General features: G+C 51.8%; 15 protein-coding genes, 3 tRNA genes and 2 pseudogenes. 3 read left to right on the top strand and 17 right to left on the bottom strand.

The genetic code is table 11. From position 1 onward, the window contains the following. Positions 1–70 precede the first annotated feature (70 nt). On the bottom strand, positions 71–2,188 hold the full coding sequence (locus NSS88_RS00625; RefSeq protein ID WP_121678224.1) for a YhgE/Pip domain-containing protein: 2,118 nt from the start codon (positions 2,186–2,188) through the stop codon (positions 71–73). Positions 2,189–2,543: 355 nt separating this feature from the next. On the opposite strand from NSS88_RS00625, the gene NSS88_RS00630 reads away from it, so the two are divergent. Then, positions 2,544–3,602 carry an IS630 family transposase gene (locus NSS88_RS00630; protein WP_339239467.1) on the top strand — a complete coding sequence of 353 codons (1,059 nt, stop codon included), beginning with the start codon at positions 2,544–2,546 and terminating at the stop codon, positions 3,600–3,602. A 325-nt stretch (positions 3,603–3,927) separates the two neighbouring features. Then, complete coding sequence (locus tag NSS88_RS00635; protein ID WP_033014176.1) at positions 3,928–4,434, top strand: QueT transporter family protein; 507 nt, start codon at positions 3,928–3,930, stop codon at positions 4,432–4,434. Between the two features lie 425 nt (positions 4,435–4,859). Here NSS88_RS00635 and NSS88_RS16695 read toward each other — a convergent pair whose 3' ends face one another. The 12 genes and pseudogenes from NSS88_RS16695 to NSS88_RS00695 form a co-directional block, all read right to left on the bottom strand. Continuing rightward, positions 4,860–5,312, bottom strand: coding sequence for a multidrug resistance efflux transporter family protein (locus NSS88_RS16695; protein WP_053532807.1), 453 nt, complete (start codon positions 5,310–5,312; stop codon positions 4,860–4,862). A 144-nt stretch (positions 5,313–5,456) separates the two neighbouring features. Continuing rightward, positions 5,457–5,585, bottom strand: coding sequence for a hypothetical protein (locus NSS88_RS00645; protein WP_259463347.1), 129 nt, complete (start codon positions 5,583–5,585; stop codon positions 5,457–5,459). Further along, positions 5,585–6,259: pseudogene (locus tag NSS88_RS00650) on the bottom strand (branched-chain amino acid ABC transporter permease); the annotation flags it as partial. The pseudogene NSS88_RS00650 and the gene NSS88_RS00645, both read right to left, overlap by 1 nt. Positions 6,260–6,286: 27 nt before the next feature. After that, positions 6,287–7,030, bottom strand: a complete 744-nt coding sequence (locus NSS88_RS00655; RefSeq protein WP_033016746.1) for an NAD-dependent protein deacylase — start codon at positions 7,028–7,030, stop codon at positions 6,287–6,289. A 73-nt stretch (positions 7,031–7,103) separates the two neighbouring features. Beyond that, positions 7,104–7,853, bottom strand: coding sequence for an oxygen-insensitive NADPH nitroreductase (gene nfsA, locus NSS88_RS00660; RefSeq protein ID WP_033016745.1), 750 nt, complete (start codon positions 7,851–7,853; stop codon positions 7,104–7,106). 95 nt (positions 7,854–7,948) lie between these two features. Next, a pseudogene (locus NSS88_RS00665) lies at positions 7,949–8,149 on the bottom strand (pirin-like C-terminal cupin domain-containing protein); the annotation flags it as partial. Positions 8,150–8,335: 186 nt separating this feature from the next. Beyond that, positions 8,336–8,665 (bottom strand): type II toxin-antitoxin system PemK/MazF family toxin, encoded by a 330-nt coding sequence (locus tag NSS88_RS00670; RefSeq protein WP_033016743.1) that lies wholly within the window; start codon positions 8,663–8,665, stop codon positions 8,336–8,338. Then, positions 8,665–8,934: an AbrB/MazE/SpoVT family DNA-binding domain-containing protein gene (locus tag NSS88_RS00675; RefSeq protein ID WP_023634676.1), complete on the bottom strand. Its 270-nt coding sequence runs from the start codon at positions 8,932–8,934 to the stop codon at positions 8,665–8,667. Before NSS88_RS00675 ends, NSS88_RS00670 begins: the two co-directional genes overlap by 1 nt. A gap of 239 nt (positions 8,935–9,173) precedes the next feature. After that, a tRNA-Ser gene (locus tag NSS88_RS00680) sits at positions 9,174–9,263 on the bottom strand. A gap of 9 nt (positions 9,264–9,272) precedes the next feature. Beyond that, positions 9,273–9,345 (bottom strand) — tRNA-Ala (locus NSS88_RS00685). 10 nt (positions 9,346–9,355) lie between these two features. Further along, positions 9,356–9,432 (bottom strand) — tRNA-Pro (locus NSS88_RS00690). 34 nt (positions 9,433–9,466) lie between these two features. Next, complete coding sequence (locus tag NSS88_RS00695; RefSeq protein WP_235434201.1) at positions 9,467–9,760, bottom strand: hypothetical protein; 294 nt, start codon at positions 9,758–9,760, stop codon at positions 9,467–9,469. A 151-nt stretch (positions 9,761–9,911) separates the two neighbouring features. Here NSS88_RS00695 and NSS88_RS00700 point away from each other — a divergent pair, with 151 nt between their 5' ends. Then, positions 9,912–10,166 (top strand): hypothetical protein, encoded by a 255-nt coding sequence (locus NSS88_RS00700; RefSeq protein WP_235434202.1) that lies wholly within the window; start codon positions 9,912–9,914, stop codon positions 10,164–10,166. 270 nt (positions 10,167–10,436) lie between these two features. Here the strand turns inward: NSS88_RS00700 and NSS88_RS00705 are convergent, their stop codons facing one another. Genes NSS88_RS00705 through NSS88_RS00720 form a run of 4 tightly spaced genes read right to left on the bottom strand, consistent with a single transcriptional unit; the run spans position 10,437 to position 13,427 of the window. Continuing rightward, positions 10,437–11,417 (bottom strand): ABC transporter permease, encoded by a 981-nt coding sequence (locus tag NSS88_RS00705; RefSeq protein WP_033016739.1) that lies wholly within the window; start codon positions 11,415–11,417, stop codon positions 10,437–10,439. Then, the gene (locus NSS88_RS00710; RefSeq protein WP_053532806.1) at positions 11,410–12,324 is read right to left on the bottom strand and encodes an ABC transporter ATP-binding protein; all 915 of its coding nucleotides are present in this window, start codon (positions 12,322–12,324) and stop codon (positions 11,410–11,412) included. The genes NSS88_RS00705 and NSS88_RS00710 overlap by 8 nt, the downstream gene beginning before the upstream one ends. Then, on the bottom strand, positions 12,321–13,118 hold the full coding sequence (locus NSS88_RS00715) for an SGNH/GDSL hydrolase family protein (protein WP_013145381.1): 798 nt from the start codon (positions 13,116–13,118) through the stop codon (positions 12,321–12,323). The genes NSS88_RS00710 and NSS88_RS00715 overlap by 4 nt, the downstream gene beginning before the upstream one ends. A gap of 9 nt (positions 13,119–13,127) precedes the next feature. Next, positions 13,128–13,427, bottom strand: coding sequence for a transporter suffix domain-containing protein (locus tag NSS88_RS00720; protein WP_061567432.1), 300 nt, complete (start codon positions 13,425–13,427; stop codon positions 13,128–13,130). Positions 13,428–13,654 lie beyond the last annotated feature (227 nt).

The following is a 13,654-nucleotide window of genomic DNA, read 5'->3' on the forward strand; positions in this document are numbered from 1 at the left end:
GCGAAATAGGATGAAGCAACGCTCTCGTCCCTATTGTAACAGATGCTTCCATAAAGAGAACAGACAATTTTCAATGAAACAAACCACTTTGAACAGCTTTTTCCTTCAGCACGCGCATCCACGTGCTTAACGGGCCTTTCAACACAAGCCCAGCCAAAAGGGCGGCAACGGCAAACAAGAGAAGCCGCTTGACGTCATGCTCAACATTTTCCCATACGATCCCGCCGACTGCCTCGCGCATGATGTCAATGGCGTAGGTAAACGGCAGCCAAGGGTTTAATTGCTGAAAGAACGGAGGAATCAGCTCAATCGGATACGTGCCTCCCGCTCCGGCAATTTGCAAGACGAGCAACACAATCGCCATCGCTTTTCCCACATTGCCGAACAAAGAAACAAGCGAAAAAACCACCGCCATAAAGACAAAGCTGCACAAAAGGCCGAACGTCATGAACCATCCCGGCTCACGGACGAAAATATTCGGCAAGATGAAAGCCGCTCCAGCTGTCACGACCATCGCCTGCAAAGCATTCAGCGTCCAAAAGGTCAACAGCCGTCCGACATATTGTTCCCGCTCATTCGCTTCCGAAAACGAAGAAGGATCGGTCGACAAGACGGAAACAAGCAACAAACATCCTACCCATATGGCCAGCACCGTGTAAAATGGATTCATGCCCGAACCATAGTTCGGCAGCGGGAAAAGGCGGAACGTTTTGACGTCAACCGGGTGAGCAAAAAACGCCCCTTTCGCCTGTGGATCTTGTTTCAACAAGCGAATCAGTTCGTCGATGTCGGTTTCTCTTTTGATTTTCGATAGGAAGGCGGCCAGCTCGCGGACCTGGCGGGAGAGAAATGGATATTGAGCCTGTGCGGTCTTTAGCGCTTGTTGCGCGGCCGCTAAATCACGATCTGTGTTTGACAACCATTGCTCTGCCTCATGTAACGCTTGATCCATGCGAAGAAGCGTTTGTTTCGCTTGGCGCACCTGTTCCCCTGTTTGATTCCATTTTGCCCGCAGCATAGGTAGCAGCCGTTGGCGATATGCTTGATCAAGTTGCTGCGCCTGTGCGTCCAATAAGGCCATTTGTTCACGCAGGTGAGTGATCTTCCCTTCGACGCCTGTTGGATGTTGTTTCACTAGCGCCGCTGTTTCTTGAATAGACGCTAGCGTCTGCTCGATACGGCTGACTGTGCGTTGCACAGGTTGAAGCGAAGAGGAATCAATCATCCCCTCCCATGTTCTCAACGTTCGGCGCAATTGCTGAACCAATGGGCTCGCGTCTGTTGCCGCCTGTTGGATGAGAGCCGCCCAACGCGCTTGCTTTTCCGGTGTATCGAGGGACTGTGGCGTCTGCTCTGCAAAGGAATAGAGCGCATGAACCGCCATTTCCACCGGCTTTTCCCATAAGTGCGATGAAGCATTGACTTGCATGAACAACTTCTCAACGCGGCCTGTCCATTCTAAACCGCGCCGCACCGTTGTTTTGGCAGCCGGCAGAAGCTCGCGGCCTGTACGAACTAGTGATCTTGCCTCTCCCACATCGCGATCTAGGGCTTTCAATTGTCGTTGAATCGTTGGCAATTCGTTTTCCAAACGAAACACGAACGCTTCAACGCGGCGAATGGTAGGAAGCTGCTGTTCGAGCGTCACTCCCGCTTGGTGGAACAAGGAAAACAATGCGGTATTGACCACCCTCACAAACTCATCGCTGACTCGCGCTGACAATGTACTTGCTCCGCGCTCCGTGATTTTGGGAGCGATGGCGTTCCGTTTGTCGTTTTCATAATAGTAAATAACCGCCCTTTTCGGACGTTTCTGCACTACAGTGGCTAATTTAGCCGAGAAATCAGCCGGAATGACGATCGTCGCAAAGTAGTCTCCCCTCCGAACGCCTTCCATTCCTTTTTTCCGCGTGACAAATCGCCATCCCAACTGGTGGTTGTTTTTTAAGGTCTTGACGATCTCATCGCCGGCGTGAAACCGGTGACCGGCGAGCTCCGCCCCTCGGTCTTCGTTCACGACGCCGACCGGTAAATCCTCTGTATGGGCATAAGGGTCAATCGAAGCCTCTACATTGATCCAAGCGTAAAGCGATGGAAGAACGATCAGACCGAGAGCCAATATGGATGCGGCCCAGTTGGTCGTGAGATGTTTCAAATCGCTCATATAAATGCGCCATGCCTGTTTCACTTTGATCCACTTCCTTTCAAGTCGATCATGCTGTTGTTAGTATGAGCGGATCACGGAAAACTAAACCAACTTGGCCAGTCCTAACGAGGTTGACGATCGACGCCATCGTGCTCGCCACGATGGTCGGCGGCGGCTGGATTGCTTGCGGCGCAGATCGCACTCGGCCCCTTGTTGTCTGGTTTGACCTCCCGCCTGCTATTGTGACCATCCATTTTCTCATAGCGTTTCTCTTGGCTGGCGCTGCTGTTGATCGATCTATATATATGCTCATTGAAAAGTTAACCTTCGTATAAGTGGTGCCCACTCCGGTTATACTGCTCCTAAGGAAAAGCATGGAAAAGGAGCGGAATTCTGCATGAAACGTCTCAAAATCACCAACGATCACGGATGGACACCTCGGACACTTCGCAAACAGGAACGGAAAATCAAAAACACCCTTCTTCGCCAACGGGTGATGGCGGTTCGCCTGGTCATGGAAGGCTATTTGGGCAAAGAGGTGGCCTCCATGGTCAACGTGTGCCGACAAACCGTTTCCCATTATGTGTCGCTGTTCAACGAAGGCGGTCTGGAGCTCTTGCTTCATCGGGATTTCGCCCCCGGGCGGGAGCCGTTTCTCACCGAAGAACAGCAGGAAGAGATCAAACAGCTTGTGTTGACCACCACTCCCGCGGAACTGGGCTGGGACGTCGCTTCGGCGTGGAACACCAAACTCCTGCAATCCTATGTCGAAAAGCACTTCGGTGTTTCCATTTCCCGCGAAGCGTTGCGAAAACTCCTGCACCGCAAAGGGCTGTCGTGGACACGGCCGACCTACACATTGGCGAAAGGCGATCCGGATCGACAAAAGAATTTTGAGAAACAGATCGACTTCATAAAAAAAAACTTAATGGATCCTGATTCGGTCTTGTTGTACCTTGATGAAACACATATCCGCTCTTACCATGTCTTGCGGTCCACATGGTCGGAAGTCGGCCGCCAAAAACAAGTGCCGACGTTCGGCCATCATGCCCACGTATCGCTGTTTGGCGCGGTCAACATCCACGATGGCGAAACGGTGCTTCATCAAACGACCGCTGCCAATGCCGCGACGTTCTTGGATTTCTTGAGAATGCTCAAAGAGCGCTATCCGGACCGTCTCATGGTCTTGGTGTTGGATAACGCCCGCATTCACCATGCCAAAATGGTCAAGGAGTTTTTGCAGGAAGAAGGGCAGTGTTTTCACTTTATTTACCTTCCTCCCTATTCGCCACAGCTGAACCCGATCGAACGCTTATGGAAATGGCTGAAAGATACGGTGATTGCCAATGTATTTCACAAGGATCGCAACGATATCATTCAAGCCATTACTCGGTTTGTCCACTACATCCACGAACGTCCGGAGGAAGTGCTGCAGCGCTTAGGGTGTGCAGGATGACTGAGAAGTTAACTCTTCATGTTGCATGTATATATATAAGTTGCAATTTTGTTTTACATGGCATTGTTCGCTCTTCTTGTCACCGTGCCAGCTTGTTAGGTGATAAAGTAAAGACGGGACATGGAGGTCGGAAATTCTTTATTACAACCTATGCGACCGGTCCGCCAAATGACGTCAAGCCGAGGCGAAGCGCCGTAATTGCGACCTCCCAGACGGAACCGTATCGGTCTGCTGCTTGTTTCTTTGCAGCCATGGATCCCGCTCCTTTCGTTCACGAGAGTGGTATGCTACAATCATATCATCATGCACGAGAGGAGAGGATACCATGAACGTTCGAACGATGGCGACAAACGGTTTGATCGCCGCCGTGTATATCGCCGTGACGGCATTCATCCAGCCGTTTGGCTTTACGAACATTCAGTTTCGCGTCTCAGAAATGTTAAACCACCTAGTCGTATTCCGCCGAACATACGCCGTGGGCATCGTGCTCGGCGTCTTTTTGGCCAATTTGTTTTTCTCGCCGATTGTCGCGTATGATCTTGTATTCGGCGTCGGCCAGTCGGTGCTGGCGCTTCTCATCACGATTGTTTCTATGCGTTATGTCGAGAACATTTGGGCGCGTATGGCGATCAATACGTTGTCGTTTACCGTGACCATGGCCATCATCGCCTTTGAACTAAAGCTCGCGCTCGGCTTTCCGTTTTGGCTCACATGGCTGACGACGGCCATTGGCGAGTTTGTTGTCATGGCGATCGGCGCACCGATCATGTATGCGGTTGGCCGCCGGATCGCTCCAGAAGCCTTCCGGGCCGCTGACGGCCGCAACGACTGACCAAGTGTTCCTACGGCATCGAGCGCACCGCCCATTCGATGATCAATGAACAGACGGCGGCAAGCATCGACGCCGCCGTCATCGTGTGCGCCCGGCACGGGTGCAGTCTATAGGGTGAAAGTCCCGAACTGCGAAGGCAGAAGTAGCAGTTAGCTTAACGCAAGGGTGTCTGCGGCGACGCAGAATCTGAAGGAAGCAGGCGGCAAACTGGGATGAATACGGGGGCGAAAGTGAAGGATGGTGAGGCTGACAGCAACCCCTCCGCCCCATACGACAAGACCCACGGGCGTCATAAGCACGTCCCAGTCGCTAATCCAGAGATAAATCACAGCCGCATGGCAGGCCAGCAGCGCGTATATAGATGCAATTTGAAGATTTACCATTTGCAGCTTTTATCGACTGTCAGGCGACCGAACAACGCCGCTTCACAGACCCATATATGGATCTGTGAAGCAGGTGGTTGTTCGGTCTTCCGTCACGCCTTGGCGTGACGGGGCAAGCCATAGGCTTGCCTTCGACAGTCGAAAATGGACAAACCGCTTTTCCGTCAAGGATATGTTAAACTTCTTCGTTGCATCTATATAGATGCTCGTTTTCACCGCTCTCCCTCCACCCGATACGAAGGCTGGGCCTTCGAAACAGCCGAAACCGACCGTCTCCCAGACGATCCATGTCCATGGATGGCGCTTCATGTCGCGCCAAACCGGACCGAGATTGCGGCGGGCAAGAAGAATGACAAACAACAGCGGAACCATAAAGAAAAAACGAAGTGACGAGCTCCATGTCCAACTCCCGCCAGCTAGTTCCATAGACCGGTTCAATATGAACGTAACGGCAAAAAAGAACGAGGCGGCAAGGCCGAGGGCCATTTCCCGCATGGTCGGTCTCTCCTCTCCTGTGATTAGATTCATCATGTGGCAGGGCAGTTTTATTTTATTTCATTATTGAAAATTTTTCTATTTGTTTCTTTGATTATTTAGAACATAGTTTTTTTATGATAATAAGTACACAATAAGAATTGATCAACCCGAAACAGTGCTTCCAGGCGGCAATTCTATCATTAACGAATCAAAAAACGTCATAATGCGAACGATGTCAGCCGGCGCCGCAAGAACGGCGATCCATAAGCGCCGGTTGGCGAATACAGCCATCAATGTCCCTCCTTGGCAAACAGTCCGTTCGGTTTGACCGTTAAAATGATGACGAGGATGGCAAAAGCGATAATGTCTTTGTAGTCGTTCGACACATACGTCGCTCCCAAGCTTTCGCTGAATCCCAAAATATAGCCGCCGACAATGGCGCGGGAATGCTTCCCATGCCGCCGAGAATGATGATGCCAAACGCTTTCAAGATGACGAGATGCCCCATGCCGGGAAACACAAGGTTGATCGGCGAAGCGAGCGACGCGGCGAGCGCTGCCAAACTGCCGGAAAGGAAAAACGTCAGCATGGCGACTTTATTCGTGTTAATGCCGCCCAAATTCGCCCCTTCGCGGTTTTGCGCCATCGCGATGATGGAAGACCCGATGAACGTCTTTTTCAAGAAGAGGTAAACAAGATCATGATGATGACAGCGGATGCGATGATGAGGATGCGTTGAATGGTCAATGTGAATCCGAACAACGTGACGACATCGCCATACGGAGTCGGCATCGTCTGATAGTCCGCCCCCAGACGAACTGGGCGAATGCCTCCAAAAACAACAAAATGCCAATCGCCGCAATTTTGTCATGGAGCGGCGATGCGTCGCGAAGCGGATAAAACACGAGCCGCTCCATCAAGACGCCAAGCAGCCCGACCGCCGCCATCGATGCGACGATCGGCATTTCTTTCGTGTCATGGAATCTATCGATCTATTCCGCCTGTATTTGCTTGCGCACGCTAGCGACCGTTTCCCCGATTCCGCCATAAATGACAAGGTCAAACATCCCGTCCATTCTTGTCGCTGTTTTGTTGATCAATACTTTCCTTGTTGCCGGCGATTCGGCGGCGACATAAAACGGGATTTGATTCGCGGGCGCCACTTCCAAACTTGTTCCCATCGCCAGAAGCAAGTCGCTGGCGGCCGCCGCAGCAAACGCTTCTTCCATGCGCGGCACGAGCCCGCCAAACAAAACGACATCCGGTTTGACAATCGTCTGGCACTTTTCACAGCGCGGCACCTCGTGACGGTTGATAAACGACAGATCATACTTGTTGCCGCATGACGGGCATGTCGCCGTCTGCAGCGTGCCGTGCAGCTCAATGACATTCGTGCTTCCTGCTTTCGTATGCAGCCCGTCAATATTTTGCGTCAAAATCGTCACCGTCTTGCCCATCTCCTCAAGCCAGCAGAGAAACCGATGCCCGTCATTCGGGGCAAAGCCGCCCATCATTTTTAATGAAAACATCCGCTTGAATCGACGCCAAAAATCAATCGGATCTTTTTTGTAATAATGCTCTGACAAATAATATTCGACATGGTCCTCTTGGGCGTAAAGGCCGTTTTCGCTGCGAAAATCAGGAATGCCGGACTCCGTGCTCATCCCGGCCCCGGTCAGGACGGCGATTGTATTCGCCTCTTTGATCCATTGCGCCAGTTGCCGGATTTTGTCCACTCTCGTTCTCTCCTTTCTTACGAACCTCTTGGACTTCGGGAATGGGAGCTGGGGGCTCCCGCCTGCAGCGAGGCTACCGTAAATTGAACCCTTTCCCTTCCACAAACTCCTTCATGTACATCCGGACTTGGCGGCTGAGCATATCGGCCATCTGCCCGGTCCATGTGTCGCGGCGGCGGCCGTTTGTCCGCTGCTCATAATACGCCGAAACCGTTTCGTTGTAGCGTTGCAATTGTTCGAGGAATCGGGCGCGGTCTTGGTTGTATTCGTCCTCATGATAAACGTGTTCAAACGGCAACCGCGGCTTTTGATCCGGCGTTTGTGCAGGATAGCCGACGGCAAGCCCAAACAGCGGAATGACCCGCTTCGGCACATTTAGCAGCGCACATACTTCCGGCAAGTTGTTGCGCAGCCCGCCAATGTAGCAGATGCCAAGCCCCATCGACTCCGCGGCAATGGCGGCGTTTTGCGCCGCAAGCGCCGTGTCAATCAGCGCAACCATAAACTTTTCCGTACTCTCAAGCGATGGAAGCACGTCTTTTCCTTCTAGCTCGCCAATGAGCTCATGGCGGTGAAAATCAGCGCAAAAGACAAAGAAATGGCCGTTATGCTCGACATAGGATTGATTTCCCGCCAACTCGGCGAGCTTCCGTTTTTTCTCCGGATCTTTCACCCCGATGATCGAGTACGCTTGAACATAGCTTGAAGTGGATGCCGCCTGGGCGCATTCGACGATCGTGCGGATTTGTTCATCCGTGAGCGGCCTGTCTTCAAACCGGCGGATCGAACGGTGCTGGAGAATCGTTTCGATGACTTGGTTCATGACTATGTCCTCCTTGAACAACCCAACGGCTTCTTTTTGTGAACATGATAACAAAAAAGAAAGAGCCATACAACGAATCGGCTCTTTCCCTTCCATTATCGCCCAAACCGCCCTTCCTGGTAATCGCGAATCGCCTCGCGGATTTGTTCCGGCGTGTTCATGACGAACGGCCCGTAGGCGACGACCGGTTCGTTCACCGGCTCGCCGGCATAAAGAAGAAGGCGGAGTTTTTCGCGGGCGGTCACGTTTAGCTCCGTTTCCTCGCCGCAGTTGTGGCGGCTGAAAAACAGCATTTGTGCAAAATAATCTCCAGTGTGTCAATCCATGCAAAAAAGCGGGACGATCCGCCTTCTTTTCGTTGCTCGATTCTGCCTTTTTAACAAAATATCCGAAGGAAGTCTCCCGCCTCAAGGAGCGTGAAGGGCAAAAATGTACGCAAAAAGTATGCTAAAAGTGAACAAAAGGCCAATATAAATGGCCTTTCACGAAAGAAAAGTATGAATCAGATCCAAGCAATCCGAAACAACTTCATTGGGCGCCCGTCCTACTATTTGAAGCTGTCGGGCGCGCCAATCTAAACTTTTGACCTGATCGGTTAAAATCACGCCTTCAACGGCCAAGCCTGATGGCAATTCCACTTCAAATGGATATCCTTTTTGTTGCTGGGTGATCGGGCAAAGCACCGCAAACCCTGTCAATTGATTGAACCGCTTTGGTGATAGAACGATGCCGGGCCTTTTTCCTGCCTGCTCATGCCCTGCTTGTGGATTGAAATTGACGTAAACAAGATCCCCACGATCCGGCGCTTGCATCAGAACAATTCATTCCCTTCTGTTCCAAAATCAATTTCAGCATGGCGATTTTCCGGCGTGATTTTAGCCAAAAGTTCCTCCAATGTCGGCTTTTTCTTTTTCGGGATCAACTTGATCGCTTGGTTCTCAACGATCACCTCCACTTCTGATCCTTGATGAAGCGCTAAACGTTCAGCAATCACGCTTGGGATACGAACCGCAAGGCTGTTTCCCCATTTTTGAACTGTTATTGTCATGATTGACACTCCTTTCTGTTTGTTTAATTCCACTATACCTCTCTCCTTTCATTTCGTATATACATAGTATATACATAAATTCAAAAAAAAAGATGCCATCGAGACGGTGTTTTCGATTCGAAACGAACGATTACGATTGATGATAAGACGCTGAACATGTTAAAAGATTTGAAGAAAAGTCAAAAGGATTCCGAAAAAATGAAAAAACGACTGCCAACGCAGTCGTATCAAGGGGTTCATGATTTACAATTTGACAGGATGGATATTAGAAATGGAGGAAGAGGGATTCGAACCCCCGCGGGCTGTGACACCCCTAGCGGTTTTCGAAACCGCCCCCTTCAGCCAGACTTGGGTATTCCTCCGTATGAAAATGGAGCCTATCGGATTCGAACCGATGACCTCCTGCGTGCGGGGCAGGCGCTCTCCCAGCTGAGCTAAGGCCCCATGTCTATAATGGTCGGGAAGACAGGATTTGAACCTGCGACCTCACGGACCCGAACCGTGTGCTCTACCAAGCTGAGCTACTTCCCGACATAGGCTGGTTTACCTTGCGACAATTCATATTCTATATGAACCTCAAAGGAAAGTCAATAGTTTTTTTATCTTTTTTTCGCCATAACGGATGAAAATTGATCTTTTTTCTGAAACGACCTGCATAGCTGCCGCTCCTTTTTTCTACTACTAAAAACACAGCAACCGTGTAAAGGAAAGGGGGCGCTTTGTGAAACTCATTCCGCCGGCGCGGCGCAAACGGGCGCATTTGTCGCAATTGACAACCATCCATTTCCATTTGCGTCATCCGCTTGTCGTCGCCTTTTTTTCCTTTTCGTTTCCGGGTTTCGGCAATTTGATGCAGCAACGCTACGCCACGGCCTTTATGTTAATCCTCTGGGAGCTGTTTATCAACACAAAAGCCCATATCAATACAGGTATATTATACTCGCTGCTTGGCGATTTTGAAAAGGCAAAAGCCGTTCGAACGATGGCTCATGTTTTATGTGGCCATCTACATGTACAGCATTTGGGACAGCTACCGCGGCTCAGTCGACATGAACAAGCTGTATTTGCTCGCCGACCGCGAAGATGCGCCGATCTCTTCCATACCGAATGGGATCGTGCTTCTCATCCGTTGCGATGAACAGCAATGGCCGGCCGTGGAGCATATAGATGCAACAAAGAAGTTTAACATATCCTTGACAGAAAAGTGGTTTGCTCATTTTCGACTGTCGAAGGCAAGCGTGTGGCTTGCCTCCGTCACGCCTTAGCGTGACGGAAGACCGAACAACGACTCGCTTCACAGACCCATTCATGGGTCTTTAAGCGGCGTTGTTCGGTCACTCGACAGTCGGATGCAATGACCGGCAAAGACGAAAAATGTTAAAGCTTTAAATTGCATCTATACAGTTGCTGCGGGGCCATCACGCGCTTGGACTCGCCGGCGTTCACGACAAGCAGCCGAATAGATAGGCATTTCATCCCCTTTCACTGAAAAACCCGAGGGAACACCCCCTCGGGTTTTCGCCGCTCTGCCGTTTTCAATAGACATCTCGTCGCATAAAGACAAAAAAAGCGACAAGAAGCCCTGCAAGCCCCCAGACAGCCAGCACGGCCATCGAAAAGCCAAGCGTCATCCCCTCAATCGGCGGAGCCGCTCCTTTTATGTAATCCGTCAGCCGCAAATTGACCATAAACAAATATTTTGCCGAATGCCACGACGACACCATGTTCGACAAAATCGCGCCAGAAATCAATGCTGCCAGCATGATGCCCATCACCGCCGCCGTGCTCCTAAGCAGCACGGAAAACATAAACGTCAGTGTGCCGACGACAACGCTCACAAACGCTGCCAGCCCGAGCTCGATCAAAATGTATTTCCATTGCGGAATCATGTGGACATTCGCTGTATTGAGATCCTCTCCTTGCTGGACAAATCCGGTCAATAGCGGCAGACGGAAGCCGCCATATCCAAACACGAGTCCGGAGATGGCATACGACAGCACCGCCGCCATCAGCATAATGAGCGACACCGACAGGAGCAACGCGATATATTTGCTCAACAAAATTTTCCACCGCTTCACCGGCCGAACGAGAAGCAGCTTGATCGTTCCAGCGCTTGCCTCGGACGACACTAAATCGGCCGCAACCACCATCACTAAAAGCGGCAAAAACAAGTCGATGGCGTTTTCGATAAACGTGCGCATAAACGTCGGCGCTCCAGGGGCGGACGGATTAATGTTGTGCTCTAAGTAGTACTGCTGCTGCTTGAGGCGGATTTGCAAGTATTTCTGCCATTCCTCAGACATGCTCGGCGACTGCAAGCGGTTTTGCAAATCGACGATTTGCTGCTGCAGCTGCGTCCGCCAGTCGGTCGTGCCAAGCCGTTTTCTCAACTCTTCCGTCTCGCGGTATTGGGCGTATGTAAACAAGGCGACGAGCACCACAATGATGGCGGCGATCACCCATAGCCGCTTTTTGCGGACGATTTTCAACATTTCATTATACACGAGCTTACTCAATCGTTTCGCCCCCTGTCAGCTCGATAAACAAGTCCTCGAGCGTCGGCAGCCGCGGTTCAATTTCCGAAACCGAGACGCCGGCTTGGACAAGCTTGGCGTTCCAAGCGGCTAGTCTCGACGGCTCATATGGCGTGACGATCGTCTCTTCATCGGCGCGCAACACCTCGGTTTCCGCCGCTAACAGCGCCCGCGCCCGATCCGTTGGAGCGGCTTTCCAGACGACGCGCGCCTGTTGGTTTAACAGCCGCTCAACCGTGTCCACGGCCAAGAGCCGTCCTTTCGCCATAATGGCGACGCGGTCGCACATTAATTGAATTTCACTTAACAAATGCGATGAAACAAGGACGCTCAACCCTTCCGTTTCCGCCAAAAAGCGGATGAAGGCGCGCATTTCGCGAATGCCGGCCGGGTCAAGGCCGTTGGTCGGCTCGTCCAAAATGAGCACCTTCGGCTTTCCAAGCAGCGCCTGAGCGATGCCGAGCCGCTGCCGCATGCCGAGCGAATACGTGCCCACTCGGTCATGGATGCGCTGTTCAAGGCCGACGAGCTTCGCCACTTCCATGATCCGATCTGCACCAATTCCCGGTATCATGCGGGCGAAATGTTCAAGGTTTTCCCATCCTGTTAAATACGGATACATTTCTGGGTTTTCGACGATGCAGCCGATCTGGCGGATCGCGTCGGTAAACTGGCGGTGAAGATCATACCCGCAAATCGCCACCGTCCCCGACGTCGGCCGAATGAGCCCGACGAGCATGCGGATCGTCGTCGTTTTCCCCGCGCCGTTCGGCCCTAAAAAACCGAATACTTCTCCCTCATGCAACTCAAACGAAATGCCTTTAATAATTTCCTTGCCGCGAATCGTTTTCCGCAGCTCTTTGACCGCTAACGTCACCTGTTTGGTCATTGCTCACCCTCCTCCGTCAACGTGATGAGCGAGGCGACGCGCTCTCCAATCCGCTTGTAGCCTGCCGCGTTTGGATGAAAATGGTCGCTGTACAAATAGTCGTTGACATGGAGGGCAAACAAATCAAACGTCGGCACCGCGACGATGTTCGGATAGCGGGCCGCCACTTCCGCTGATGCAAAATTCCAATCGCGCACAACCGCCGACGTCCGTTTGGCATCGTCTAAATCGCCAAACGGGTTGTACAAACCGATCGCAAAAATGACCGCTTCGCTGTTGAAGCGGCGCAGCGCGGCGAAAATGCGGTCTAGGTTGGCTACATATCGCCGTTTCGCCTCATTCAGCTGCTTTCGATCCAGTTTCAACGCTTCCCCGCCTTGAAACAAGTCGTTGCCGCCGATGGTCATCACAATAAGATCCGCCATGGCGACTTGCCGCTGAATCTCAGGCTGGCCAAGCTGGCGAAGCAGTCCGTCAGAGCGAAGGCCGCGGATGGCCAAGTTCGTCACACGGATCGGTTTGTCCGTTTGCCGACGAAGCTCATCGACCATATAGCCGACATACCCTTTTCCGCTTTCATCGCCCGTTCCTCTCGTCAACGAATCGCCAAGAGCAACAATATCCATTTTCTCGTCATGTTGCCTTGTTTCAGCCGTCGGCGGCCGTTGTTCTTTCGTCGGCGGCTTGGCGGCCGAAAAAAACTGGTCTTGCACCGCCAATGCCAGGCCGCCAAGCCAAAGCACTCCGGACAGGGCGGCAACGGCTATGAGAAGCGCAACTGTGCTCCGTCGCATGCAACCACCTCATTTCTTCATCGTTGTCATCTCTCGCGATCCGTCTTGGCGTTGTTCGCCATCATTGGTTTGATCCGACAACCGCCGTTTTATTCGCCAATGTTTCGGATCCCAATACTTCTTCAGCTTCGACGCCGCTTCCTTTCCAACCAACAGCGCCCCGATCCAAAACATGATTTCCGCCGCCACAATGGCAACCGCAACGATCGACGCTTTGGCCGCAGTCGAAAACGGTAAAAATGGCGCGATGGGCGGAATGACCCCAACGACGAACGATGCGATGATGAGCCCGACGCCAATGTGATGCATGACGGACCGCCTCTGTTTCACTCTTCCGGTCCCCCTTGCTCATGGACGCTCTTTCCAACAGGAATCAGGATCGCTTATTTCCACTCTAACATATACACCGCGATTTCACGAAATGATCCGCCTAAAAACCGAACACACAAAAACAGTTTTTCCTGTTTTTCCAATTTTCGCTTTCCCGTCAAAAAAGAAACCCAGCCGAATCGGCCAGGCCAATCGAATGATCACCG

This window comes from Geobacillus sp. FSL W8-1251 (assembly GCF_038005945.1).
Lineage (GTDB): Bacteria > Bacillota > Bacilli > Bacillales > Anoxybacillaceae > Geobacillus > Geobacillus stearothermophilus.

Bases quoted from the DNA above. Each gene is read 5' to 3' on its own strand.
- NSS88_RS00715 (WP_013145381.1), bottom strand. From the start codon at position 13,118: ATGCGACGGAGCACAGTTGCGCTTCTCATAGCCGTTGCCGCCCTGTCC.
- NSS88_RS00670 (WP_033016743.1), bottom strand. From the start codon at position 8,665: ATGCAAGCGCCGGATCGTGGGGATCTTGTTTACGTCAATTTCAATCCA.
- NSS88_RS00700 (WP_235434202.1), top strand. From the start codon at position 9,912: ATGTACAGCATTTGGGACAGCTACCGCGGCTCAGTCGACATGAACAAG.
- NSS88_RS00645 (WP_259463347.1), bottom strand. From the start codon at position 5,585: ATGGCTGTATTCGCCAACCGGCGCTTATGGATCGCCGTTCTTGCGGCG.
- NSS88_RS16695 (WP_053532807.1), bottom strand. From the start codon at position 5,312: ATGCGGGAAATGGCCCTCGGCCTTGCCGCCTCGTTCTTTTTTGCCGTT.
- NSS88_RS00635 (WP_033014176.1), top strand. From the start codon at position 3,928: ATGAACGTTCGAACGATGGCGACAAACGGTTTGATCGCCGCCGTGTAT.
- nfsA (WP_033016745.1), bottom strand. From the start codon at position 7,853: ATGAACCAAGTCATCGAAACGATTCTCCAGCACCGTTCGATCCGCCGG.
- NSS88_RS00720 (WP_061567432.1), bottom strand. From the start codon at position 13,427: ATGCATCACATTGGCGTCGGGCTCATCATCGCATCGTTCGTCGTTGGG.
- NSS88_RS00630 (WP_339239467.1), top strand. From the start codon at position 2,544: ATGAAACGTCTCAAAATCACCAACGATCACGGATGGACACCTCGGACA.
- NSS88_RS00710 (WP_053532806.1), bottom strand. From the start codon at position 12,324: ATGACCAAACAGGTGACGTTAGCGGTCAAAGAGCTGCGGAAAACGATT.